20 protein-coding genes are annotated in these 23896 nt (G+C 65.3%); 10 read left to right on the forward strand and 10 right to left on the reverse strand.

The window, feature by feature from the left end; genetic code table 11:
* Positions 1-82 precede the first annotated feature (82 nt).
* The 4 genes from glnA (DQ353_RS01025) (at position 83) to DQ353_RS01040 (ending at position 5160) form a co-directional block, all read left to right on the forward strand.
* Positions 83-1423, forward strand: coding sequence for a type I glutamate--ammonia ligase (gene glnA, locus DQ353_RS01025; RefSeq protein WP_113760937.1), 1341 nt, complete (start codon positions 83-85; stop codon positions 1421-1423).
* Between the two features lie 21 nt (positions 1424-1444).
* Complete coding sequence (locus DQ353_RS01030) at positions 1445-4465, forward strand: bifunctional [glutamine synthetase] adenylyltransferase/[glutamine synthetase]-adenylyl-L-tyrosine phosphorylase (protein ID WP_113760938.1); 3021 nt, start codon at positions 1445-1447, stop codon at positions 4463-4465.
* 70 nt (positions 4466-4535) lie between these two features.
* Positions 4536-4865 (forward strand): cupin domain-containing protein, encoded by a 330-nt coding sequence (locus DQ353_RS01035; RefSeq protein WP_113760939.1) that lies wholly within the window; start codon positions 4536-4538, stop codon positions 4863-4865.
* Between the two features lie 91 nt (positions 4866-4956).
* Positions 4957-5160 carry an AsnC family protein gene (locus DQ353_RS01040; protein WP_113760940.1) on the forward strand — a complete coding sequence of 68 codons (204 nt, stop codon included), beginning with the start codon at positions 4957-4959 and terminating at the stop codon, positions 5158-5160.
* 117 nt (positions 5161-5277) lie between these two features.
* On the opposite strand, the gene glnA (DQ353_RS01045) is transcribed toward DQ353_RS01040, so the two are convergent.
* Positions 5278-6702 (reverse strand): type I glutamate--ammonia ligase, encoded by a 1425-nt coding sequence (gene glnA, locus DQ353_RS01045; RefSeq protein ID WP_113760941.1) that lies wholly within the window; start codon positions 6700-6702, stop codon positions 5278-5280.
* A gap of 280 nt (positions 6703-6982) precedes the next feature.
* Here glnA (DQ353_RS01045) and DQ353_RS01050 point away from each other — a divergent pair, with 280 nt between their 5' ends.
* Positions 6983-7417, forward strand: coding sequence for an RDD family protein (locus tag DQ353_RS01050; protein WP_113760942.1), 435 nt, complete (start codon positions 6983-6985; stop codon positions 7415-7417).
* 141 nt (positions 7418-7558) lie between these two features.
* Here DQ353_RS01050 and DQ353_RS01055 read toward each other — a convergent pair whose 3' ends face one another.
* Genes DQ353_RS01055 through lipB form a run of 3 tightly spaced genes read right to left on the reverse strand, consistent with a single transcriptional unit; the run spans position 7559 to position 10024 of the window.
* Positions 7559-8314, reverse strand: a complete 756-nt coding sequence (locus tag DQ353_RS01055; protein ID WP_113760943.1) for a DUF4191 domain-containing protein — start codon at positions 8312-8314, stop codon at positions 7559-7561.
* A 31-nt stretch (positions 8315-8345) separates the two neighbouring features.
* Positions 8346-9347 carry a lipoyl synthase gene (gene lipA, locus DQ353_RS01060; protein ID WP_113760944.1) on the reverse strand — a complete coding sequence of 334 codons (1002 nt, stop codon included), beginning with the start codon at positions 9345-9347 and terminating at the stop codon, positions 8346-8348.
* Entirely contained in the window at positions 9344-10024 is a 681-nt protein-coding gene (lipB, locus tag DQ353_RS01065; RefSeq protein ID WP_113760945.1) for a lipoyl(octanoyl) transferase LipB, read from the reverse strand. The genes lipA and lipB overlap by 4 nt, the downstream gene beginning before the upstream one ends.
* Positions 10025-10129: 105 nt before the next feature.
* Here lipB and DQ353_RS01070 point away from each other — a divergent pair, with 105 nt between their 5' ends.
* Entirely contained in the window at positions 10130-11761 is a 1632-nt protein-coding gene (locus DQ353_RS01070; RefSeq protein WP_113760946.1) for a serine/threonine protein kinase, read from the forward strand.
* Between the two features lie 49 nt (positions 11762-11810).
* On the opposite strand, the gene DQ353_RS01075 is transcribed toward DQ353_RS01070, so the two are convergent.
* The 5 genes from DQ353_RS01075 to DQ353_RS01095 form a co-directional block, all read right to left on the reverse strand.
* Positions 11811-12248: an OsmC family peroxiredoxin gene (locus DQ353_RS01075; protein WP_113760947.1), complete on the reverse strand. Its 438-nt coding sequence runs from the start codon at positions 12246-12248 to the stop codon at positions 11811-11813.
* 178 nt (positions 12249-12426) lie between these two features.
* Positions 12427-12777, reverse strand: a complete 351-nt coding sequence (locus tag DQ353_RS01080) for a hypothetical protein (RefSeq protein ID WP_113760948.1) — start codon at positions 12775-12777, stop codon at positions 12427-12429.
* A 118-nt stretch (positions 12778-12895) separates the two neighbouring features.
* On the reverse strand, positions 12896-14599 hold the full coding sequence (gene sucB / locus DQ353_RS01085) for a 2-oxoglutarate dehydrogenase, E2 component, dihydrolipoamide succinyltransferase (protein ID WP_113760949.1): 1704 nt from the start codon (positions 14597-14599) through the stop codon (positions 12896-12898).
* Between the two features lie 146 nt (positions 14600-14745).
* Positions 14746-16125, reverse strand: a complete 1380-nt coding sequence (gene lpdA, locus DQ353_RS01090) for a dihydrolipoyl dehydrogenase (RefSeq protein WP_113760950.1) — start codon at positions 16123-16125, stop codon at positions 14746-14748.
* Positions 16126-16394: 269 nt separating this feature from the next.
* Positions 16395-17909 (reverse strand): leucyl aminopeptidase, encoded by a 1515-nt coding sequence (locus tag DQ353_RS01095; RefSeq protein WP_113760951.1) that lies wholly within the window; start codon positions 17907-17909, stop codon positions 16395-16397.
* A gap of 411 nt (positions 17910-18320) precedes the next feature.
* On the opposite strand from DQ353_RS01095, the gene DQ353_RS01100 reads away from it, so the two are divergent.
* The 4 genes from DQ353_RS01100 (at position 18321) to DQ353_RS01115 (ending at position 23403) form a co-directional block, all read left to right on the forward strand.
* Complete coding sequence (locus DQ353_RS01100) at positions 18321-19256, forward strand: proteasome assembly chaperone family protein (protein WP_113760952.1); 936 nt, start codon at positions 18321-18323, stop codon at positions 19254-19256.
* Complete coding sequence (locus DQ353_RS01105; RefSeq protein WP_113760953.1) at positions 19256-20575, forward strand: MFS transporter; 1320 nt, start codon at positions 19256-19258, stop codon at positions 20573-20575. Before DQ353_RS01100 ends, DQ353_RS01105 begins: the two co-directional genes overlap by 1 nt.
* Before the next feature lie 142 nt (positions 20576-20717).
* On the forward strand, positions 20718-21875 hold the full coding sequence (locus DQ353_RS01110; RefSeq protein ID WP_181578187.1) for a DUF4192 domain-containing protein: 1158 nt from the start codon (positions 20718-20720) through the stop codon (positions 21873-21875).
* 295 nt (positions 21876-22170) lie between these two features.
* On the forward strand, positions 22171-23403 hold the full coding sequence (locus DQ353_RS01115) for an RNA polymerase sigma factor (protein WP_113760955.1): 1233 nt from the start codon (positions 22171-22173) through the stop codon (positions 23401-23403).
* A 206-nt stretch (positions 23404-23609) separates the two neighbouring features.
* Here the strand turns inward: DQ353_RS01115 and DQ353_RS01120 are convergent, their stop codons facing one another.
* A complete protein-coding gene (locus tag DQ353_RS01120; RefSeq protein WP_113760956.1) occupies positions 23610-23834 on the reverse strand; it encodes a DUF7455 domain-containing protein in 225 nt (74 codons plus the stop codon).
* Between the last annotated feature and the right edge of the window lie 62 nt (positions 23835-23896).

Genomic DNA, 23896 nt, shown 5'->3' on the forward strand with positions numbered 1-23896 from the left:
TGTCATGAACCCAAAAACGTATAAAGTGAGTCAGTGGGGGCGGGAACCGCCGCCAAAGAACCCCTTGTGGAAGGAACCCGCCGTGGATCGCCAGCAGGAATTCGTCCTTAGAACCATTGAAGAACGAGACGTGCGTTTTGTGCGCCTGTGGTTCACGGACGTGGTTGGTTCCATGAAATCCGTGGCACTGGCCCCCGCCGAGGTCGAGGGCGCCTTCGAGGAGGGCCTGGGATTCGACGGCTCCTCCATCGAGGGATTGTCGCGCATCTACGAATCGGACATGCTGCTGCAGCCGGACCCCTCCACCTTCCAGATCCTGCCGTGGCGCGGCGAGGTCGAACCGACCTCACGGATGTTCTGTGACATCCTGACCCCCGACGGGCTGCCGGCCGCCGCCGACCCGCGCCACGTGCTCAAGCGCCAGCTGGCAGTTGCCTCCGAGATGGGCTTCACCTGCTACACCCACCCGGAAATCGAATTCTATTTGTTACGCTCCTCCGAGCTGGGCCCCGACGGCTACCCGGTTCCCGTTGACCGCGGCGGATACTTCGACCACGTCACCGGAGGCGTGGCCCAGGACTTCCGCCGCACCGCGGTGACGATGCTCGAGGCCGTGGGAATCTCCGTGGAGTTCAGCCACCACGAGAACGGCCCGGGGCAGAACGAGATCGACCTGCGCTACGCCGATGCGCTGCAAACCGCCGACAACGTGATGACCTTCCGCACAGTGATCAAGGAAGTCGCGATCCAGCAGGGCATCTACGCCACGTTCATGCCCAAGCCCTTCTCCGACGAGCCGGGGTCGGGCATGCACACCCACTTCTCCCTGTTCGAGGGCGACACCAATGCGTTCTTCGAGGCCGGGCGCGAGTTCCAACTCTCGGACACGGCACGCCAATTCATTGCCGGGATCCTGCACCACGCCCCTGAATTCACGGCCGTGACCAACCAGTTCGTGAACTCCTACAAGCGCCTCTGGGGCGGCGGGGAAGCCCCAAGCCACAGGTCCTGGGGACACAACAACCGCTCGGCCCTGGTCCGCGTGCCGCTGTACAAGCCCGGCAAAGGCCAGTCCGCGCGCGTGGAGTACCGCGGCATCGACTCGGCCACCAATCCCTACCTGGCCTACGCCTGCCTGCTGGGTGCCGGGCTGAAGGGCATCCAGGAAGGCTACGAGCTCGAGCCGCAGGCCGAGGAAGACGTCTGGGGCCTGAGCAGCGCCGAACGGCGCGCCTCCGGGCACGACCCGCTGCCCGGCTCCCTGCACGACGCAATCCGCGCGATGGAGGAATCCGAGCTGGTCGCCGAGATCCTGGGCGAACAGGTCTTCACCTCGTTCCTGCGCAACAAGCGCGACGAGTGGGAGGCCTACCGGCAGAACGTCAGCCCGTTCGAGCTGCGCCGCTACCTGGGGATCCTCTAGGTCGACAGGGGAGCGAATTTCTTGCAGATCTCCACACGGCAGTTGATTTCCGCCGGGTTCGACGACCTGGAGCGGGCCAAGCGTTTCCTGGGCGACAAGGAACTGGCGGGCGTCGACCACGCCCGGCTGGTGCGGCACCTGGCCCACGCCGCCGACCCGGACCAGGCGCTGCTGTCGCTGATCCGTCTGGTTCCGCATGCCCCCGCGGCGCTGGAACTGGTCGCCGACCCGCGCACCGCCCCGGGGTTCCTGCGCCTGCTGGGCGCCTCCGGGGCGATGGCGAACTTCATGATCCGCGAACCCGGGTGCCTGGAAGTCTTCCGGGCACCGGCCCCCGAACACATGGCGGGCCGCGACGCGATGGAACTGCGTGCCCAGGTGCTGCGCGCGGTGGGCGCCGATCCGGCATCCGGGATCCCGCCGGTGGCAGAGGTGTGGGGCGAAGAAGGCTACCGGGTGCTGCGCGTGGCCTACCGCAAGGCGCTGCTGTCCCTGGTCCACCGGGACCTGGGCGCCGCCGATGCGCTCGAGGCGATGCCGGAGGTCGGCCGGGAACTGGCCGACCTTGCTGCCGCCGCCCTCGAAGGGGCCCTGGCCATCAGCAGGGCCGAGGCCGCCGCACGCTTTTCCGTCGAGGACGTCGCCGACGTGCGCCTGGCGGTGATCGGCATGGGCAAGTGCGGCGCCCACGAACTGAACTACGTCTCGGACGTCGATGTCATCTACGTCCACTCGTCCGAACGCCTCGACGAGGACCTGGCCCACACCGTGGCCACGGAACTGGCCTCCGGAATCTCCCGGGCCATTGACGCCTCCGGAACCGAACCGGGACTCTGGGAAGTCGATGCCAACCTGCGCCCGGAGGGCAAGGACGGCGCCCTGAGCCGGACCCTGGAATCCCATGCCGCCTACTACGGGCGCTGGGCAGCATCCTGGGAGTTCCAGGCGCTGCTCAAGGCCCGGGCGATCGCCGGGGACGCCGAGCTGGGTGCGGCCTACGAGGCCATGGTCGCACCGCTGGTGTGGGGTGCCTCGGAACGCGACGGATTCGTCGAGTCCGTGCAGCGGATGCGCCGGAGGGTCACCGCAAACATCAAGCCGGCCGAGCTGGCGCACCAGATCAAGCTGGGCCCCGGCGGGCTGCGCGATGTCGAATTCACCGTCCAGCTGCTCCAACTGGTCCATGGCAGGGTCGACGAGACGTTGCGCGTGCGCTCCACCACCGGGGCCATCGCCGCGCTTTCCCTGGCCGGGTACATCGGCCGCGACGACGCCAAGAAATTCGACAGCTCCTACCGCTTCCTGCGCGTGCTCGAGCACCGCATCCAGCTGGTGAACCTGCGCCGGACCCACCTGATGCCACACAAGGAGTCGGGCCAGCGCGTGCTGGCCCGGGCGCTGCGCTCCACCCTGGGCGTCGAGCTGTCCACCGCCGCGGCGCTGCTGGAGCGCTGGGGCGAGACCAAGAAGCTGGTGCGGCTTCTGCACGAGCGGATCTTCTACCGCCCGCTGCTGTCCAACGCCGCCAACCTCTCCGCGGACGAGGTTCGGCTCTCGCCGGAGGCCGCGCAATCGCGCCTACGGGCCCTGGGCTACGTGGACCCGAAGGCCGCCATGCGCCACATCGAGGCGCTCACCGGGGGAGTGCGGCGCCGCGCCGCGCTGCAACGGCAGCTGCTGCCGGTGCTGCTTGGATGGATCGCCGAGGGCGTTGACCCGGATGCCGGGCTGCTGGGGTTCCGGCGGCTGAGCGAATCCCTGGGCGAATCGCACTGGTACCTGGGCATGCTGCGGGACTCCAACGCGGCGGCCGAGCGGTTGTGCAAGATGCTGTCGAACTCCCGCTTCATCACCGACCTGCTGGAGGTTTCCCCGGAATCGGCGGCGTGGCTGGGGTCCAGCAAGTCGCTGCAGCCCCTGGGGTACGAGGCGCTATGGGGCGAGATCTCCTCGAAGCTCAAGCGGAACCTCGGCCCCGACCAGGCGATCCGGCTGATCCGGGTCATCAGGCGCCGGGAGATCCTGCGCATCGCCCTGGCGGACGGCGCCGCGGTCATCGACCAGGACACCGTGGGACGGGCCCTGGCGGACAACGACAGGGCCGCCGTGCGCGGGGCTCTGGAGGTGGCCCAGCGCACCGAATATTCCGCCACCCCGCAGCTGGGCGAGTTCCTGGTGGTCGCCATGGGCCGGCAAGGCGGGCACGAGATCGGCTACTGCTCTGACGCCGATGTGATGTTTGTGCAGCGCGCCTTCGACGATGCCGACCAGCAGGGCGCCCAGGAACAGGCGATGCGCATCGCCACGGCCCTCGGCTCGTTGCTGGGCAGGCCCATGGTGCCGGCCATCCAAGCCGAACCCCGGCTGGAAATCGATGCGGCGCTGCGCCCGGAGGGCAAGAGCGGCCCGCTGGTGCGCTCCCTGGCCTCTTATGAGGAGTACTACCGGCGCTGGTCCCAGATCTGGGAACAGCAGGCGCTGCTGCGGGCCACACCCATGGCGGGGTCCGAGGAATTGGCCGCCGACTTCATGGCCATGATCGATCCGCTGCGCTACGAACAGGTCATGGGCGAGGAACAAATCCGCGAGATCCGCCGGATCAAGGCGCGCGTTGAGGCCGAACGCCTGCCCCGCGGCGCGGAGCCCGAGCGGCACCTGAAGCTGGGCCGCGGCTCCCTCAGCGACGTCGAATGGCTGGTGCAGCTGATGCAGCTGAGCCACGCCAAGGACCATCCGGCACTGCGCACCACCTCCACACGCCCTGCACTGGCGGCCATCGCCGAGGCGGGGATCATCCCGGCCGAGGACGTGGCGCTGCTGGACCATGCATGGTCCCTGGCGACCAGGATCAGGAGCGCCGGGTTGATTTGCACCGGGCGGGTCAGCGATGTCCTGCCCAATTCCTGGCGTGACATGGAAGCGGTGGCCCGCTGGTGCGGCTACGCACCGGGGGAGGCCTCGGTGATGGAGGATGATTACCTCAAGGCCACCCGGCGGGCTCGGCAGGTCTTCGAGCGCTACTTCTATGGCTTCGAGGACTGAAACGCCTGATGCGAAAGTAAGGTGGGTCGGGCCAGTTTGTTGTTGTCTTTGAAAGGGCAGGGAAAGAACCATGCACGTCACCAGCGCTGAACTTGATCAAATTGTCACGAAGGAATGGGAGAAGGCCGCGGCTTCGAACAATGGCCGCAGCGCCATCGCGGTGCTCAAGGACGGGCGCCTGCGCCACACCCTGGTCACGCTGCTGGCCGGGTCCACGTTGAACGACCATGAAAAGCCCGAGTCCGCGACCCTGCAGGTGTTGCGCGGGTCCATCGTGGTCAACTGGGAAGGCGAGTCCAAGACGATCGAGCACGGGGGCCTGTTCGTGCTGCCCGATGCCGTGCACAACGTCGTGGCCAACGAGGACTGTGCCTTCCTGCTCACCTCGTTGGCGGGCTGACCTCGGACCGTCGCTTGCCCAAGTCCTGTATCAATAAACCTTGACGAGCCGAAAGTGTCAAGATAGGTTGACGTTGGAAGGCAGGTGTTCGATGACCAAGACAAGGCTTGAGCAGGGCGAGGACGGAACGATTGACGCCTTGCGCGCGGTGGCCGACCTTCAACGGGACGCCAGGCGCCAGGAATCCGTGCTGGTGCGCCGCGCGCGTGCCGAGGGCTTCTCCTGGGAGGCCATCGCGCTTGTATTGGGCGTGAGCCGCCAGGCCGTGCACCAGCGTTACGGGAAGAAGTCCTAGCCGATTCCTTACCCATCGCAGAAAGCAGAAAAGTCCGCGCGGGGCCGGAGCTTCACTCTGAAGCAACGGCGTCCACGCGGACTTTTTAGTCGGTGCCGAGGAGTCCCGGCACCCTACCTAGCAGCCGTAGTACAGCTCGAACTCGTAAGGGTTCGGGCGCAGGGCCAGCGGCTTGATTTCGTATTCGCGCTTGTAATCGATCCAGGTGCGGATCAGGTCCTCGGTGAACACGTCACCCTCGAGCAGGAAGTCGAAGTCGTTCTCCAGGGCCTCGAGTGCCTCGTCCAGCGAAGCCGGGGCCTTCTGGATGTCCTTGGCTTCCTCGGCGGGCAGCTCGTAGAGGTCCTTGTCGATCGGGTCCGCGGGCTCGATGCGGTTCTTGATGCCGTCAAGGCCGGCCATCAGCTGTGCGGCGAAGGCCAGGTACGGGTTGCACGCAGCATCCGGTGCGCGGAACTCGATGCGCTTGGCCTTCGGGTTCGAGCCGGTAACCGGGATGCGGATGCCTGCGGAGCGGTTGCCCTGCGAGTAGACCATGTTGACCGGGGCCTCGTAGCCCTTGACCAGGCGGCGGTAGGAGTTCACGGTCGGGTTGGTGAAGGCGAGTACGGCGGAGGCGTGCTTCAGCAGGCCGCCGATGTACCAGCGGGCGGTGTCGGACAGGCCGGCGTAGCCCTTCTCGTCGTAGAACAGCGGGATGCCGTTGGCCCACAGCGACTGGTGGCAGTGCATGCCCGAGCCGTTGTCACCGAAGATCGGCTTGGGCATGAAGGTTGCGGACTTGCCCCAGGCATCGGCAACGTTCTTGACGATGTACTTGAACTTCAGGATGTCATCGGCCGAGTGGGTCAGCGTGTTGAACTTGTAGTTGATCTCCGCCTGGCCGGCTGCGCCGACCTCGTGGTGGGAGCGCTCGACCTCAAGGCCGGCAGCTTCGAGTTCCAGGCAGATGGCGTCGCGCAGGTCGGCCTGCTTGTCGGTCGGGGAAACCGGGAAGTAACCGCCCTTGAAGGGGGTCTTGTAACCCTGGTTGCCGCCCTCTTCCTTCTTGCCGGTGTTCCACGGGGCCTCGATCGAGTCGACCTTGTAGAAGGAGCCCTGCGGCTTGGACTCGTACTGCACGTTGTCGAAGATGAAGAACTCTGCCTCGGGGGCAAAGAAAGCGGTGTCGGCGATGCCGGTCGAGGAGAGGTAGGACTCGGCGCGCTCGGCCACGCCGCGCGGATCGCGGTGGTACGGCTCTCCGGTGCGCGGGTTCACGATGGAGAAGTTGAACGCGAGAGTCTTCTCGAGGCGGAACGGATCGATGTAGCCGGACGTGACATCGGGGATCAGCTGCATGTCGGAGTCGGAGATACCGGCGAAACCGCGGATCGAGGACGCATCGAACAGCTGTCCGTTGATGAAGAAATCCGCGTCGACGGTGCGTGCCGGAACGTTGAAGTGCTGCTGGATGCCGGGAAGGTCGGTGAAGCGGATGTCAACGAATTTGACGTCTTCTTCGGCAATGTATGCGATGACTTCTTCGGGACTCTTGAACATGGTCAGGGACTCCTGTGTGGGGTTTCTGCTGTGACGACTAGCGTGCCGTGCCGTGAAACGTTTACCAACGTTTTCTTCCTGTGTTATCAACACTAGCCCCCGGCGATTACTCTCCTGTGTCTCGATTGTTTCGGTTACGTTACACGGACGCGGAATTCGGCCAATGGTGCGTTAGCTAAATCACACCGTTGTCCCCAAGTATGTCGGAGGGTGCTTCGCCCGGTGCGAAAGGGGGACCTTGGGCGCGGACGCCCGGCGATTGCCCCGGTAGGCTGGGGGTGTGGAAAGAAAAGATTTTGGCTCGTGGCTCGAGGGCCCGCCGCAGCTAAGCAACCAGGAATGGCCCGGCAAGCGGTTGGGGCGTCCCGAAAAGGGACCCGGATCGGTCGCGCGCATTGGCCGGCGTGTCGCGGCGTTGTTGTTGGACTGGGGGATCGCGATGCTGATCTCGATGTTCTTCTTCAAGTCCGACCCCACCGCCAACTTGATCATCTTCGCGGCCACCCAGATGCTGTTTGTCGGCGTCACCGGGCACTCCATCGGACACCGCGTCTTTGGCATGCAGGTCCAGGGGCTGGATGGCAGTGCGGTGAAGCCGCTGACCGGCATCGTCCGGACGTTGCTGATCTGCCTGGTGGTCCCGGTCCTGTTCAGCGACTCCGACCAGCGCGGCTACCACGACCGCTTCGGCAAGACGATCCTGGTGCGCATCTAGCCCTTCCTCCGGACATTGCGCATGGGCGGCAGGCCGAAGGCCCGGTGCAACGCGCCGCATCTACCGCATTAAGCAAGCAAGGTGGGTGTTGGAACCATATGGTTCCAACACCCACCTTGCTTGTTAAGGAGTGCTTTGGCGTTAGCGCATCTGCTTGCGGTTGGGTCGTGCCCGGTTCGGGTCGATGCCCTTCGGGATCGGCAGCTTGGCGCTGCCCAGGGTGCTCAGGCGCTTGTCGACCGCGCCGATCTCCAGCTTGGTGATCGACTTCGGAAGCTTCCTCATCTTCTTGCCGACCTCGGCAAGCGGGGTCTGGCCCTCGTCGTTTCCGGCGTTGATCACATGGATCGGGACGTTCGGAAGCACGCGGCCCATGCGCTTGCGCTCGGCGTCAACCAGCGTGCGAACGCGGGCGTTGGGGCCCTCGGTGACCAGCACGACGCCTGCGCGGCCAATGCCCAGGAACACCAGGTCCTTGGTGCGCGGGTTCACCGCCACCGGCTCGTCCTTCAAGATCCAGCCACGGCGCAACACGCTCATGGCGGCGCCGGCAGCGCCGGGGCGGCCCTCAAGCTGCTTGAAAGCGGCCTTCTCTGCTCGACGCGAAAGGATCATGGTCGCCGCCAACAGGGCCAGCGGAAGCGCGATCAGCACCGCCGTGATCCAGTTGTTGATCAGCAGGCCAACAATCAGGCCCACAACAAGGATGCCCAGGGCAGCCAGAAGCATCAGCCAGACGACCATCGGGTCGTTCTTGCGGGTCATCTGGAAGACCTGGCCCAGCTGTTTCAGCCGGCCCGGTTCCTTGTTGGCCTTTTCGGCCTTCGGCTTGCGCGAGAACAGTCCGCGCTTAGGACTTGCAGCCTCGGACGAGGCGTTATCGGTGTTTTTGGCCATAGTGATTCAATTCTACGCGATCGGGCACGGGCTAGGAGCCGACCAGCGAGGAAGCCTCCTGGCGGGTGTCGCCGGAGCTGGCGATGTGTTCCAGCGCCTCCGGGATCGGCAGGCCCTTCTTGCGCATGGCCCCGGCCCACAACCGGCCCGCACGGTACGAGGAGCGCACCAGCGGACCGCTCATGACGCCGATGATGCCCAGCTCTTCGGCTTCCTGCTGCAGCTCCACGAATTCCTGCGGCTTGACCCAGCGCTCGACCGGGTGGTGGCGCTCGGTGGGGCGCAGGTACTGGGTGATGGTCAGCAGGTCGCAGCCCGCCGAGACAAGGTCCTTGATGGCCTCGGAGATCTCCTCGCGGGTCTCGCCCATGCCCAGGATCAGGTTCGACTTGGTGATCATGCCGTTGGCGCGGCCCTGCGTAATGACATCCAGGGAGCGGTCGTAGCGGAACGCCGGGCGGATTGACTTGAACAGGCGGGGCACCGTCTCGAGGTTGTGCGCGTAGACCTCCGGGGCGGAGGCGCAAATCTCGTCCAGGTACTCGGGCTTGCCGGAGAAGTCCGGGATCAGCAGCTCGACGCCGGTGCCCGGGTTCAGCTGGTGGATCCGCCGAACCGTTTCGGCGTAGAGCCAGGTTCCCTCGTCCTCGAGGTCGTCGCGGGCAACGCCGGTCACGGTGGCGTAGCGCAGGCCCATCTTCTTCACGCTCATGGCGACCTTGAAGGGTTCGGCGCGGTCGACGGCCTGGGGCTTGCCGGTGTCGATCTGGCAGAAGTCGCAACGGCGCGTGCATTCGGAGCCGCCGATGAGGAAGGTTGCCTCCTTGTCTTCCCAGCATTCAAAGATGTTCGGGCAGCCTGCTTCTTCGCAGACGGTGTTCAGGCCCTCGGACTTGACCAGCTTCTTCAGCTCCACGTACTCGGGGCCGATGTTGATCTTTGCCTTGATCCACTCGGGCTTGCGCTCCACTGGCGTGGCTGAGTTTCGCTGCTCAATGCGCAGCAGGCGGCGACCTTCGGGGGCGGCACTCATGATCGGACTCCTTCGGGGGTGGTAGCCGTCAACGACACAATCGGGCTGAGCAGGGCTTCTAGTTCCTGCTCGATCCGGTCGAGGACATCGGCTGGAGTGACGGTGGTTCCAGTTTCTTCGCTGATGCTTGTGACACCGGCGTCGGTGATTCCACAGGGGATGATTTGTGAATAGGGTGCAAGGTCGTTGGAGCAGTTCAGTGCGAAGCCATGCATGGTCACGCCGTGGTCGACGCGGATGCCGATCGCGGCGAGCTTGCGGTCCTGCCCGCCGTTGGTTCCGGCAACCCAGACGCCGCTGCGCCCCTTGATGCGGACGGCGTCGATGCCGTAATCCAACGCAACATTGATCAGGGCTTCTTCGAGGGTCGTGACGTATTCGCGGATGCCCTTCATGTCCAGCAACCGCACGATCGGGTAGCCGACCAGCTGCCCCGGGCCATGCCAGGTGAGCTTGCCGCCGCGATCGACATCGATCACGGGGGTACCGTCGACCGGCAGGTCTTCCGGTTCGGTACGGCGTCCGGCCGTGTAAACGGCCGCATGTTCCAGGAGAAATACAACGGGGCCTGCCACACCTTCGGTCACGTCATGGTGAACGCGGCGCTGCATATCCCACGCGATGCGGTAATCGACCAGCTCCGGGGCATGGCCAATTCGCTCGAATTTGATGGTCATGGCGACAACAGTACGCCGTCCACCGCGAGGCCCCCGAATCGTCTAGCCGTTTGTTTCTTGTGGATAACTCAAGCGTGGATTTTCTCTCCGGCGTAGAAATGAATCATGGAATTCAATGAAGAGCCGTTGGCGTTCCCGCGGATCGCGGGATACCGCACGCTCCGCCATCTGGATGAGGGCTCGGGCAGCAGCGTCTGGGTCGTTGAGGACGACGCGACACATGTCGAACTGGCCGTGAAGATCCTCGGCAAGGATGCTCCCGGGAATGCCGTCGCCACGGAAGCCCTGGACCTGTGCCACGAGTTTCTCGTCGAAGCGCTCGGGATCCTCCAGACCTCCCTGGGCCCCGGGATCCTGATGGAGTACTGCCCCGCAGGTTCCGCTGCACAGGTCGTGGCGGTGCGCGGCCCGCTGAGCGTGGGGGAGAGCATCACCGTGGTCGCTCCCATCGCCGCGGCACTGGCGTATCTGCATGCGCACGGACTGACCCACGGGGACCTGTCTCCACGCAACATCCTGTTCACGGCCGAGGGCAAGCCAAAGCTGGGCGACTTCGGGACACACCGCGTGGTGGGCCAGTCACCGGGAGACCTTGGCACCAAGGGCTTCTGTGCCCCGGAAACTTCCAGGGATCCCGAATCCGGGCAGCTCGAACCTGCGCGCGACGTCTACGCCCTGGCCGCGTGCACCTGGTACCTGCTCACCGGGCGGCCACCCAACGCGACCGCCAACAGGGTCCCGTTGGGGTCCATGGTTCCGGAAGTCAACGACGAGTTCGCGAAGTTGCTGGAGCTGTGCCTTGACCAGGACCCGGCGAAGCGACCCAGTGCCGACCAGTTCGGGCAACGGATCTTCGTCGCCGGTGAACCGCTTCCCGTGGAGTTGAGCGAGGCGATCGAGCCGGAGGCCCTCAAACACATGCTCACCACCCGGCAAGGACCGGTGTCCGGCGGGATCCTGGGCGGGCGCCGGAACAGGGGGAATCCGACGGCCGCAGACAGGGAACTGTTGAGGGAACGCAAGGCGCAGATCAAGGCGCAGCAAAAGCCTGTCCCGCGCCGGCTTCGGGCCACGCTCGGCCTCGCTGGGGCTGCGGCGGCCGATGCGGCAATCGGCGACGGGGAACGGCAATGGGCCCAGGATCACCGGATCCACGGCTTGAAGCGCGGGAATCGCCGGATCGCGGCGGCCGTGGCCATCGGGGCGCTGTTGGTGGCCGTGGCGGCCGGGGGAGCGGGCCTGCTCAAGGCAAGTGGCGACCTTGCGGCCGCAGAGCCGCCGCAAGGTTCGGCGCCCGCCACGACATCCTCCCCCGCAGTCGATCCCGCCCCGCGGGGGATGGCCGAATCGTCCCGGGAACTCATGCTGGTGGTGGCCGACCTGGCTGAGCGCCGTGACAAGGGATTGATGAGCGGGAAAATGGAGCAGCTCAGGGACGTCCACGCTGCCGGCTCGCCTGCGCTGGAGGTGGACGGAAAAGTCGTGGCCCGGATGCATGGGCTCGGTCTGCACCTGGAGGCCTTGGAAACGCGGCTGAGCGACGTCGAGGTGCTGTCGGGAAACGAGCCGGGAGAAACGGTTCTCGAAGCCCTCAGCGTGCAAAGCGGCTACCGCTACGTCGATGCCAAGGGCAAGACGGTGGTGGACGCCAAGAAGGCCGACAGTCAACGGGTGCGCATGGTCTTGCGGTTCGCCGAGGGATCATGGCGGATCTGGCAGGTGACCGCCGCGGGCTGATCCCACAGCGTGCCGGTGTGCCTTTCTGCACGGCACACCGGCAAGGCGGCTACTGGGTCAGGCTGGCATCAAGGGTGATGGATGGAACGGCTGCCAGGGCGGCGGACACCGGACAACCCACCTTGGCTGCTTGCGCGTGGGTTTGGAATTCTTCATCGGTCAGGCCCGGAATGGTGGCCTTGAGTGTCAGCCGGATTTCGCTGATCTTGGCGCCGTCGCTGGTGTCGAAGTCCACCTCCGCGGTGGTTTCCAGCTTCTGGGCAACGTGGCCGGCACCCTTCAAGATGTTGCTCAGCGCCATCGAGAAGCACGAGGCATGGGCCGCGGCAATCAATTCCTCCGGGCTGGTCTTGCCCTCGGCTGCCTCGGTGCGGGCACGCCAGGTAACCGGGAACGTGCCGATGCCAGAGGTCTCGAAGGTGGTTTCCCCGGTGCCGGAGGCCAGGTCGCCGCTCCAAACGGTGCTTGCGCTTCTTGTGAATGCCATGGTGATGACTCCTTGAATCTGCAACGAGACGAAGGCGAGCGCCTTCTAGGCCCATCCTAGGGGCACCGGGTGGCGAACCAAAGGGACCCGTTTAACGACGAAGCGGCCTGCCACCAGGAATCCTGGTGACAGGCCGCCTGCGCACCGGCAAGAAACCGGCGGGCGCCTGCTGGGGGGACTAGACCCAGAGGGTTGCCACGGCGATGGCGATCAGGGCGGTGCCGCCGGTTCCGTGGGCCAGCCCGGTGGGAACCACAAGTCCGTTCTTGATCTTCTTGCGGCCCAGCAGGGCTGCGACGAAGACACCGATGGCCAGCAGGAGCTTGACGCCGATCTTGAAGTTGTTCACATCAAGATCACGCATCTCGAGCATGCCGACGAGAAGCAGCCCGGTCACCAGCTGGGCGATGGCGCCATACCACTGCCAGATGTTGATTGTCGGGGTCTTGAAGTTGGCGAGCCAGCCGCCAAAGATCGCTGCTGCACCTAAAACGTGCAGGAATACCAGGAATGCAGTCAAATAGGTCATGCCGCAAGCCTAGTGGAAACTGCACACCATCAAGAATTTGCCCGGGCAAAGGTGTTACAGGACATAGCAAAGGGGGCGCCCACCGCCAAAAGCGGTGAGCGCCCCCTCCAACCAAGTCCTAGAGACCCAGGTCTGCCTGGAAGGCACCTTCTTCAAGGCGCGCCTTCAGCGTCTGCAGGAAGCGACCTGCATCGGCGCCGTCGACCAGACGGTGGTCATAGGTCAGCGACAGGTACATCATGTGGCGGATGGCGATGGTGTCGTCCCCGTCGGCGCCGGTCACTACGACCGCACGCTTCACGATGGCGCCGGTGCCCAGGATGGCAACCTGCGGCTGGTTGATGATCGGGGTGTCAAAGAGCGCGCCGACCGAACCGATGTTCGTGATCGAGAACGTTCCGCCGGACAGCTCGTCCGGGCCGATCTTGTTGTTGCGCGTGCGCGAGGCCACGTCGGTGATCTTGGCGGCCAAGCCGGCAAGGTTCAGGTCTCCGGCGTTGGAGATGACAGGAACCAGCAAGCCCTTGTCGGTGTCCACCGCAATCGCCAGGTGCTCGGCGTTGTGGTAGGTGATCTCCTGCTTGGACTCGTCGTACTCGGCGTTCAGCTTCGGGTGCTGCTTCAGCGCCTCGGCCACGGCCTTGAGGATGAACGGCAGGAAGGTGAGCTTGGAGCCGTTGACGGCAGCGAAGTCGTTCTTGGCGGCATTGCGCAGCTTGGCGATGCGCGTCATGTCGACCTCGTGCACCTGGGTCAGCTGGGTGGAGGTTTCCAGCGACTCGCGCATGCGGCGGGCGATGACCTGGCGGATGCGCGGAGCCTTCTCCACGGTGCCGCGCAGCGAGGAGGCAGCAACCGGGGCTGCGGCCTTTGCTGCAGGTGCGGCTGCGGGGGCCGAAGCTGCAGCAGGGGCGGTCTTTGTCGCGGCTGCGGCATCGATGACGTCCTGCTTGCGGATACGACCGCCAACGCCGGTTCCGGTCACGGTGGACAGGTCGACCTTGTTCTGGTTGGCCAGACGGCGAACCAGCGGGGTGACGTAGCCGTCGTTGCCAGCTGCAGGTGCTGCGGCTGCCACTGGGGCAGTCGGTGTGGCCGGAGCCGCGACCGGGGCAGGTGCGGCAACGGGAGCCGGGGCAGCCACCGGGGCCGGGGCCGCGGCAGGTGCCGGAGTGGCGGCCGGAGCGGCGGGTGCTGCCGGGGCAGCTGCGCCTGCGGAACCGATGACGGCCAGGACGGCGCCGACCTCGGCGGTCTCGTCTTCCGGAACGCGGATTTCCAGCAGGACGCCGGCGACCGGGGACGGAACCTCGGTGTCGACCTTGTCCGTGGAAACCTCGAGCAGCGGCTCGTCAACGGCAACTTCTTCGCCCACGGCCTTGAGCCAGCGGGTGACGGTGCCTTCGGTCACGGATTCGCCCAGTGCCGGGAGGGTGATCTCGGTGCCGGATGCAGGTGCCGCAGCGGCGGCCGGAGCTGCCGGAGCGGCTGCCGGAGCTGCTTCTGCAACCGGGGCCGGTGCGGCGGCCGGGGCCTCGACCGCCGCGGGTGCCTCTGCGGCCGGGGCGGCAGCGGCCGAACCCGAGCCATCGCCAATGCGAACCAGTGCGGCTCCAACTTCGGCGGTCTCGTCTTCGGCGACGAGGATTTCCTCGATGACGCCGGCTACCGGCGAAGGGATTTCGGTGTCAACCTTGTCGGTCGAAACCTCCAGCAACGGCTCGTCGACCTCGACGCGGTCGCCGACCTGCTTGAGCCAGCGCGTAACGGTGCCTTCGGTGACGCTTTCACCCAAAGCGGGCAAGTTCACGGTTTCAGACATCTTGTTCCCGTTCTCCTAAAACTAAAAAAATTTGTGTGCGAGAGATCCGCGGTTTCCCGCACATCCCGTTGGAGGTCAGTGCCTCCGAGCTTAGTGCACCGGGCACGCGCACCTCGTGGCGCGCGTGCCCGGTTAAGCGTTTGTGACTAACCGTGCAACGGCTTGCCGGCCAGGGCCATTGCGGCCTCGCCAAGCGATTCGTTCTGCGTCGGGTGTGCGTGGATGAGCTGTGCCACATCCTCCGGGTAGGCTTCCCAGTTCACGATCAGCTGTGCCTCGCCGATCTGTTCGCCGATGCGGCCACCGATGCCGTGAACGCCCACGATCGGGCCGTTCTTGACGCGAACCATCTTGATCAGGCCGCTGGTGCCCAGGATGGAGGACTTGCCGTTGCCGGCAAGGTTGTACTCGGTGACCTCGATCTGGTCGTCACCGAACTTGGCCTTGGCCGCCGGCTCGGAGTAGCCAACCGAAGCGATCTCCGGTTCGCAGAAGGTGACCTTCGGGATGTTGATGTCCTCGACGACCACCGGGTTCAGGCCGCCGATTTCCTCTGCGACGAAGATGCCGTGCTGGTAGCCGCGGTGCGCAAGCTGGACGCCCGGGACGATGTCGCCGATGGCGTAGATGTTGCCCACGCCGGTGTGGCAGCGCTCGTTGGCGAGCACGAAGCCGCGGTCCATCGGGATGCCCTGCTCTTCGTAGCCCAGGTTCGCGGTGACCGGGCCACGGCCAACTGCAACCAGCACGATCTCGGCCTCGAGGACCTTGCCGTCGGCCAGGGAGACCTTGACGCCGTTGGCGTCCTGCTCGACCTTTTCGAAGAAGACGCCGGTGTTGAACTTGATGCCGCGCTTCTTGAAGGCACGCTCCAGGTTCTTGATGATCGAGGGATCCTCGTTCGGAACCAGGGAGGGCAGGCCCTCAACGATGGTCACCTCGACGCCGAAGGACTTCCACACGGAAGCGAACTCGACGCCGATGACGCCGCCGCCGAGCACGATGGCGCTCTTCGGAAGGGTGTCCATGTTCAGCGCCTCGGTGCTGGTGAGGATGCGTCCGCCGATTTCCAGGCCAAAGGTCTTGGACTCGGAGCCGGTGGCGAGGATGATGTTCTTGCCCTTGTAGGCGACACCGTCAACGTCGATGGTGTCCTGGGAGACCAGGCGGCCGTTACCTTCGATAACGGTGACCTTCTTCATCTTCAGCAGGCCGGTCAGGCCCTTGTACTTGCCGGCGACAATATTGTCCTTGTAGCTGCGCACGGCGCCGAGGTCAATCGACTCAAGGGTGGTGTTGATGCCGTACTTGGCACCTTCGCGGGCATTCTCGGCCAGTTCGGCCGAGTGCAGGTACGCCTTGGTGGGGATGCAACCCCAGTGCAGGCAGGTGCCACCAAGCTTGGCCTTCTCAATCAAGCCGACGGTGAAACCCAGCTGGACGGCGCGCAATGCTGCCGAGTAGCCGGCGGAACCGCCGCCGAGAATGAGGATGTCGAATTCTTGCGCTGCTGCCGATTCGGCCACGTGAACGCTCCCTCGTTAAGAGTTGTGGCCAACGTGGTGGTCGGCCATGGTGTGTTGGGGTGATTCCACGCGCCCGTGTTGCGGGCGCGGAGAAACTGTAATGCAAGTGATCTATCAGAGTTACCTTAGCCCCATGAAACCGACAGAGCCACCTGCCGTGATGCACATTGCCGTCAACTGTGACGGGTTACACAACGCCGGGGAGAAACGGAAAAGTCCCGGAAAAACCCCGGCATTGTGCACGCCTCGTCCATGGGGGGCAGGTGGGACTACTTTCCTGCGGCCATTTCCTCGGCGAGGGTAACCAGGGTGCGCACCGAGGATCCGGTGGCGTTCTTGTGGGTGTATCCGTAGGCTGCCTGCTCGTTGAAGGCCGGGCCGGCGATGTCCAGGTGGGCCCACGGGATCTTCACGCCGTCGACCTCGCCGACGAACTCGTTGAGGAACACCGCGGCGGTCATCATCCCGCCCATCCGCTCGCCGATGTTGGCCAGGTCGGCAACCTGCGAGTCGATGCTCGGGCGCAGTTCCTCGGGCATCGGCATGGCCCAGGCGGTTTCGCCGGCCCGGTCCGCGGCGGCGACCACCGCATCGCGCAACGTGTCGTCGCCCATGACACCGGTGGTGCGGTGGCCCAGGGCCACGACCTGCGCGCCGGTCAGCGTGGCGACGTCGATGATCGCATCGGGCTTCTCGTTGCTCGCTGCCACCAGGCCGTCGGCCATGACCAGGCGGCCCTCGGCGTCGGTGTTGAGCACCTCGACGGTCTTGCCGCCAAACATGGTGATCACATCGCCCGGACGGGTCGAGGCTCCGCCGGGCATGTTCTCGGCCATGCAGAGCCATGCGGTGACCTTGATCGGCAGGCCCAGCTCGGCAATCGCAACGATGGCCTGGTTGATGGTCGCGGCGCCGGCCATGTCGTTCTTCATCAGGTGCATGCCGGCGGCAGGCTTGATGGAGATGCCGCCGGTGTCGAAGGTGATGCCCTTGCCGACCAGGGCCAGGTGCTTGGTGGCCTTGGCGGGGGAGTACTCGATCTTGACCAGGCGCGGTCCACGCTCCGAACCGCCGCCCACGCCGATCAGGCCGCCGTAGCCGTCCTTTTCGAGCTTCTTGTCATCGAGCACGGTGACCTTCAGCGGCAGGCCCTTGGCGTTGTCCTTGACCGCCTGGGCGAAGGACTCCGGGAAGAGCACGTTCGGTGCGGTGTTGACCAGATCGCGGGTGGCGCGCACGGTGCGGCCCAGGATCGCGGCACGCTTCAGCGCGGCCGGCAGATCCTTGTCCGCGGAGGCTGCGGTGGCGATGACGGCCTCGCCCAGCGGCAGCTTCTTGGCCGGGGTGGAACGGTGGTTGTTGAACTGGTAGGCGCCCAGGGCTACGCCCTCGGCAACGGCCGCGGCCTGTCCCACGGTGGCCGCCGGCAGGGCGAAGAGCACGGTGGGCACGCCGGCGAGCTGGCGCGTGGCGGAACCGGCGGCCCGGCGCAAGGCTTCCTCGGTCAGCGTGGATTCCTCGAAGGTACCCAGGCCGGCGAACGCCAGGGTCTCGGCCTTGGTCTCTGCGGTGGCGGGCAGGCGGACCAGTTCATCGGCGGCACCGGTGATGTTCAGGGCGGCCAGGGAACCCTGGAGGGATTCGGTGACCTTGGCGCTGAAGGGCGAGGCCACCAGAACCGGACCGTCGGTGCCCTTGGCGACACCAAGAACCAGTGCGCCGGCACTGATGCGCTTGATGTCGGTGGAGACAGCGGTCAGCTTGAGATCCATGGAGTTGATCACGAAACGATTCCTGTTCGTTGGATGTGTACATGCACGTCGAATGCCCATGCATCGAAGGAGCCGAAACGGCCGCGTGTTCCCGGGGTTCCCGGGACGCAAACGCCGATTGGCCTTTATCGATCGTATCGCTGAGACCGAGCCCACAGCGCATCGGCGGGGCAACCGGCCTAGAATCGGAGTCGGGCCACGGGAAGAAAACGGCTTCCGAAGCGGTTGACCACTTCAGTAGGCAACCGAACGAATCATCTTTGGGTTCACCCGGCCCCGCACCAACCCACGGCATTCCTGGAGTTTGCGCCGCACCGATTCGGTCGCTGCAGCAAGGAAGTCCGGGGCCGCCCGAAGGCCTTGGCGTTCGGGCGGCGGTGCGGCCGGCGTAACCCATGACGCAACCTGAAAGGAGCAGCGGCAATGCTTGACCCCCAATCCCTGATCAGGTTCGAAGACCACGATCTGGATGCACTCGAGCTTCAGGGCCTTGACCTGCTCATTGGCCTTCGCGGCCACGCGGACGCCGGACACGCGCTGTCCCAGGTCCGCACCGAACTGCTGGACTCGCTTGAGCCGCGGCTGATCGCCTCCTTCGACATCGACCAGCTGATCAACTACCGCGAACGACGCCCCCAGATTTCCTTCCTTGGCGACCACTTTGCCGCCTACCAGCCACCGCGCCTGGAGCTGTATCGGCTGACCGACGGGCTGGACCGGGACTTCCTCTTCCTGACCGGGCCCGAACCGGACCTGGCCTGGGAACGGGTCACCGCCGCCGTCGTCGCCCTGGTCAAGGCCTTCAACGTGCAATTGGCCGTTTCCTTCGATGCGGTGCCGATGCCGGTTCCGCACACCCGCCCGTTGGGCGTCACGGCCCACGGCAACCGCAAGGACCTGATCGAGGGGATCTCCACCTGGACCCCCACCGCTGAGCTGCCGGCGAGCCTGGCCGCCCTCATCGAGGTCAGGCTGATCGAGGCGGGGCGCGACGCGGTGGGGTATTCCATCCACGTTCCGCACTACCTCTCCGAAGCCGAATACCCGCAGGTCGCCGTCGGCATCCTGGAGTACGTGGGCGCGGCCATGGAACTTGGCCTGCCCACGGACCGCCTGCGCGAGGCCGGCCGCAACCTCGAACCACAGATCGCCGAGCAGGTTGCCGCGACCCCGGAAGTGGCTCGGATGGTGGAGAACTTCGAAACACGCTTTGACCAGCACATCCCGGAGATCGAGCGGCGTTCGCTGCTGGTGACCGCCGACGCCGAGGTCCCCGACGGCGACGAACTCGCCCTGGCCGCGGAGGCATTCCTCTCCGGCTTCCCCGAACAAGGTGGCACGGCTGCCAAGGAATCCTAGTGACCAAGGCCGAACACCTCGACTCCGCCCGATCATGGGTGGTGTGGGCAGCCAGCCTCGGCGCCTACCTCATTGCCGTCACTCAGCGCACCAGCTTTGGCGTGGCCGGGCTGGAGGCCACAGACCGCTTTGATGCCACGGCCTCGATCCTGGCCACCTTCTCAGTGGTGCAACTGGTGGTCTACGCCGGGCTGCAGATCCCCGTGGGCATCCTGGTGGACCGGTGGGGCCCGCGGGCCATGATCACCGGGGGAGCGGCATTGATGATGGTCGGCCAATTCCTGCTGGCCATGGCCGATTCGGTCGCCTCCGGCCTGGTGGGAAGGTTCTTCGTCGGAGCCGGGGACGCGATGACGTTCGTCTCGGTGATCCGGCTGCTGCCGATCTGGTTCTCCGGCTACCGGATCCCCATGCTCACCCAGGTGACGGGCATGATCGGCCAGCTGGGCCAGTTGCTCTCGCTGATCCCGTTCGTGGCCCTGCTTCACCTGTGGAGCTGGACCCCGGCGTTCCTCTCCCTTGCAGCCCTGTCCATGGTGGGCTTTGCCCTGGCGCTGGTGCTGGTCAGCAACGGCCCGCGCACCGACGAGGCACCGCCGGCACAGGTCAAGGCCCGGACGCTTCTGGCCGACGCCTGGCGGGAACCGGGGACCCGGCTGGGGTTCTGGACGCACTTCACCACCCAGTTCACCACCAACGTCTTCCTGCTGACATGGGGATACCCCTTCCTGGTCTCGGGCCAGGGAATCAGCCCCGCGGTCGCCTCCGGGCTGCTGTCGATCTTCGTGGTTGTGGCGATGGTGGCCGGCCCGCTGCTCGGTGCTGCAGTGGCCCGATATCCCCACCGCCGCTCGGCGATCGCGTTCAACATCATCGGGATGATCGCACTGACCTGGCTCGCGGTGATCCTCTGGCCCGGCCGGGCCCCCATCTGGATGCTGGTCATCCTGATCATCTGCGTCGCCTCGGGCGGGCCGGCATCGATGATCGGCTTCGACTTCGTGCGCACCTTCAACCCGGCCCACGTCATTGGCACGGCAACCGGGATCGTGAACGTCGGCGGGTTCCTGGCGGCACTTGTCACCGTCTACGTGGTGGGCTGGCTGCTGGACATCCAGCAGCGGGCCGCCGGTGCCGGTGCCGAGCTCTACAGCCTCGACGCCTTCAGGTGGGCCCTGTCCTTCCAGTTCGTGATGATGCTTGGCGGCATCATCGGCATGGTGGTCACCCGCAACAAAGCCCGCCGGGCCATGGCCCTGCGCGGCGAGTACACCCCGCGCAGCCAACGGCGCCAGGACAACACCCCCGGGAACCGGTAGCACCTCCCCGCGGTCCCACCGGCGCCAACGGACGGTCCCTCAACTGTTCCGCACATGCCGCAGGGGCCCCGGGACGGCCGCATCCACAGTTTCCGGGGTGCACCCTGCCGACCCCTGCCACCGCGAGGGAAACATGGTGTGCATGACTACTACACCTTCAGCTTCCAGCTTTTCCTTGGCCAGCCCCGAAGAGGTCTTGGCGTACATTCCCCACGCATTGGGGTTCTACCCGCGCAACGCGGTGGTCCTGTTGATCATGCAGGGACAGAGCCTGGCCGCGACGCTGCGCGTGGACCTGCCGCGGCCCGAAAACGGGCAGGACCAAGCGGTCCAGTGGGCAGACCAGCTGGTCCAGCTGGTGCACAAGGTCCCGGATGCCACGGCGGTTTTCATGGCCCTCTACACGGGGCAGGCCCCGGGGGACGGGCATGAATCGCTGCCCAGGCACGAGCTTGTCCGTCGGCTCGCACCTTCCCTTGTGCGCTCGGGAATCCGCGTTCGCGATGCCTGGTACGTGGGTTCCAAGCGCTGGCACAGCTATTTCTGCGCCAGTGAAAACTGCTGTCCGGCCGAGGGCTTTGACCTGCCGGACCTGGCACTGACCGAGACCCACCTGAGGATGGTCGTGGCCGGATCGGCGCCCGAAGAACACATATGGGACGGCAGCGGAGTGGCCCCGTGGTCCAACAAGGCAACCATCCGGCAGTACGCGGGGATCCTGGTCCAGGAGTACGACGGAAAGGTCCCGCGCGAAACGCTGATCCGGGATTGGGCCCAGCTGCTGGAGGCCGCTCCCGTGGCCGCCGAACGCAGGATGCGCACCGACGAGGCGTTTTGTGCCTCGCTCCTGGTGTCGCTCAACGACCGGATGGTCCGCGACATCCTTCCCTTCCTGGCCGGACGTGGCGCGGTGCGTGCCGTCGAGGCGCTCAAGGAGGTGAGCCGGGCCGAAGACTTCGGGTCGGCCTCCCAGGATTTCTCCGACTTCCTGCTGGGAACCTCATCCTGCACCCCGGACTGGGAGCGGATCGATCGGCTCTGGTACTACTGCCGGGACCTGCTGGGAATCGCCGAAGGCACGGAAACCTCGGCGTTGCTGTGCCTGCTGGGTTGGATCAATTGGGCCAAGGGCAAGGGAAGCTCCGCGCTGAAGCTCTTTGCCACGGCTCTCGGGAATGACCCGGAATACCGGCTGGCACTGCTCATGAAGAAATTGCTGGAAACCGGCGAGATGCCGGGGTGGGTGGCAGATCCGCAGCGCGCCTGGCGGCTGCGCCTGGAAGGCCGGCTCAGTGCGTGAGCCGCCCGGGCCGGTCCCGTTGGGGAAATTGCATCCGGCACGTGGGCCAGATGAATTCCCTGGTGGTCGAAACGTGAGACACTGTTAACCAACAGACCCGGTTGGGTTCGTGCTCCATGGCTCTCAAGCCAACACCGTCGAGGTTCTCGATGGGAACAAATGGCGGGAAAAAGGCGTTCCATTTACTGGACCCTGATTCCCGACTCGCCTCTATTCGGCGGGACGCGGACTTGACAGGGTCATAGTGGTGTTACCGGTAGGTGGCATCGCGGACGAACCGTGAGAAAGGTATTTCGTGTCTTCTGAGACGACCACCAATGGCAAGGCAGCAAGCGCTGCCGCCGATCCGCAGGATGCAACTACGGATAAGGCAGCTGCAAAGCCGGCTGTCGCAAAGGCCGCCACCGCGAAGAAGCCTGCCGTCAAGCGGGCTCCTGCAAAGTCCCGTGCCAAGGCCGCAAAGGCCGACGAGGATGTCGAGACCGACGAGGTCGAGACGGACGAAGATGCCGAGGAAACCCCCAAGGCCCCGGCAGTTGACGAAAACTCCAGGGGATTTGTCCTCACCGCCGACGAAGACGATGCCCCGCAGCAGCAGGTCATGGTCGCCGGCGCCACCGCCGACCCGGTCAAGGACTACCTGAAGCAGATTGGCAAGGTTGCCTTGCTGAATGCCGAACAGGAAGTCGATCTGGCGCTGCGCATCGAAGCAGGGCTCTTTGCCAACGAGAAGCTCGTGGCCGACACCGGCAACAAGATGGACAAGCGCCTGCGCTGGGACTACGAGCAGATCGTGCATGACGGCAAGATCGCCAAGAACCACCTGCTCGAGGCCAACCTGCGTCTGGTGGTGTCGCTGGCCAAGCGCTACACCGGTCGCGGAATGCTCTTCCTTGACTTGATCCAGGAAGGCAACCTGGGCCTGATCCGTGCGGTCGAGAAGTTCGACTACACCAAGGGCTTCAAGTTCTCGACCTACGCCACCTGGTGGATCCGCCAGGCCATCACCCGTGCCATGGCCGATCAGGCCCGCACCATCCGCATCCCGGTGCACATGGTCGAGGTCATCAACAAGCTTGCACGCGTGCAGCGCCAGATGCTCCAGGACCTGGGTCGCGAACCCACCCCGGAGGAATTGGCCAAGGAACTGGACATGACCCCTGAGAAGGTCGTCGAGGTCCAGAAGTACGGCCGCGAGCCGATCTCCCTGCACACCCCGCTGGGTGAAGACGGCGACTCCGAGTTCGGCGACCTCATTGAGGACTCCGAGGCCGTTGTCCCCGCCGATGCCGTGTCCTTCACCCTGCTGCAGGAACAGTTGCACTCGGTTCTCGACACGCTTTCCGAGCGCGAGGCCGGTGTTGTGGCCATGCGCTTCGGCCTGACCGACGGCCAGCCGAAGACCCTTGATGAAATCGGCAAGGTCTACGGCGTGACCCGCGAACGCATCCGCCAGATCGAGTCGAAAACGATGTCGAAGCTGCGCCACCCGTCGCGGTCGCAGGTCCTTCGCGACTACCTCGATTAAGAACCCGGCCCCAGGGCCAAGGAAAGGTGCCGGTGTTGCATCCAGCGTTGCTGGGTCGACATCGGCACCTTTTGCTTTCCCCGGGTGATGCCCACCCCTCAAGAGCGCCGTGGTACACCGGACTTCCGGCTTAACGCCAGCGGGACCCCGGCTCGATGCCGGGGTCCCGCTGAAGGGGTCGGTGCGGCCGGTGGCCGGCGACCCGATTAGTCCTCGTCGTCGTAAACGGGCTTCTCGTAGAGGCGAGCCGTTTCGTCTTGCCATTCATTGGTCAAGGGGCGCAACTTTTCTTCCACGGCGCGTGCGTGGTGTCCGCAGAAGAATAGTTCACCACCGGAGGTCTCCAATACCGCGCGCACGAAAGCCTGTGCACCGCACCGGTCGCAACGATCGAGTGCAGTCAGCTCTCGGGTTACCGTCGTCGTTGTCATAATGACCTCCTTATTCGATGTGTATCCAATACAACCAGCAATCCGGCCGTTTTCTTCTTGAA

The organism is Arthrobacter sp. AQ5-05, assembly GCF_003287975.1.
GTDB lineage: Bacteria > Actinomycetota > Actinomycetes > Actinomycetales > Micrococcaceae > Paeniglutamicibacter.

Bases quoted from the DNA above. Each gene is read 5' to 3' on its own strand.
- DQ353_RS01075 (WP_113760947.1), bottom strand. From the start codon at position 12,248: ATGGCATTCACAAGAAGCGCAAGCACCGTTTGGAGCGGCGACCTGGCC.
- sucB (WP_113760949.1), bottom strand. From the start codon at position 14,599: ATGTCTGAAACCGTGAACTTGCCCGCTTTGGGTGAAAGCGTCACCGAA.
- DQ353_RS01080 (WP_113760948.1), bottom strand. From the start codon at position 12,777: ATGACCTATTTGACTGCATTCCTGGTATTCCTGCACGTTTTAGGTGCA.
- glnA (WP_113760941.1), bottom strand. From the start codon at position 6,702: ATGTTCAAGAGTCCCGAAGAAGTCATCGCATACATTGCCGAAGAAGAC.
- lipB (WP_113760945.1), bottom strand. From the start codon at position 10,024: ATGACCATCAAATTCGAGCGAATTGGCCATGCCCCGGAGCTGGTCGAT.
- DQ353_RS01120 (WP_113760956.1), bottom strand. From the start codon at position 23,834: ATGACAACGACGACGGTAACCCGAGAGCTGACTGCACTCGATCGTTGC.
- DQ353_RS01070 (WP_113760946.1), top strand. From the start codon at position 10,130: ATGGAATTCAATGAAGAGCCGTTGGCGTTCCCGCGGATCGCGGGATAC.
- DQ353_RS01055 (WP_113760943.1), bottom strand. From the start codon at position 8,314: ATGGCCAAAAACACCGATAACGCCTCGTCCGAGGCTGCAAGTCCTAAG.
- DQ353_RS01035 (WP_113760939.1), top strand. From the start codon at position 4,536: ATGCACGTCACCAGCGCTGAACTTGATCAAATTGTCACGAAGGAATGG.
- DQ353_RS01100 (WP_113760952.1), top strand. From the start codon at position 18,321: ATGCTTGACCCCCAATCCCTGATCAGGTTCGAAGACCACGATCTGGAT.
- lipA (WP_113760944.1), bottom strand. From the start codon at position 9,347: ATGAGTGCCGCCCCCGAAGGTCGCCGCCTGCTGCGCATTGAGCAGCGA.
- DQ353_RS01040 (WP_113760940.1), top strand. From the start codon at position 4,957: ATGACCAAGACAAGGCTTGAGCAGGGCGAGGACGGAACGATTGACGCC.
- DQ353_RS01110 (WP_181578187.1), top strand. From the start codon at position 20,718: ATGACTACTACACCTTCAGCTTCCAGCTTTTCCTTGGCCAGCCCCGAA.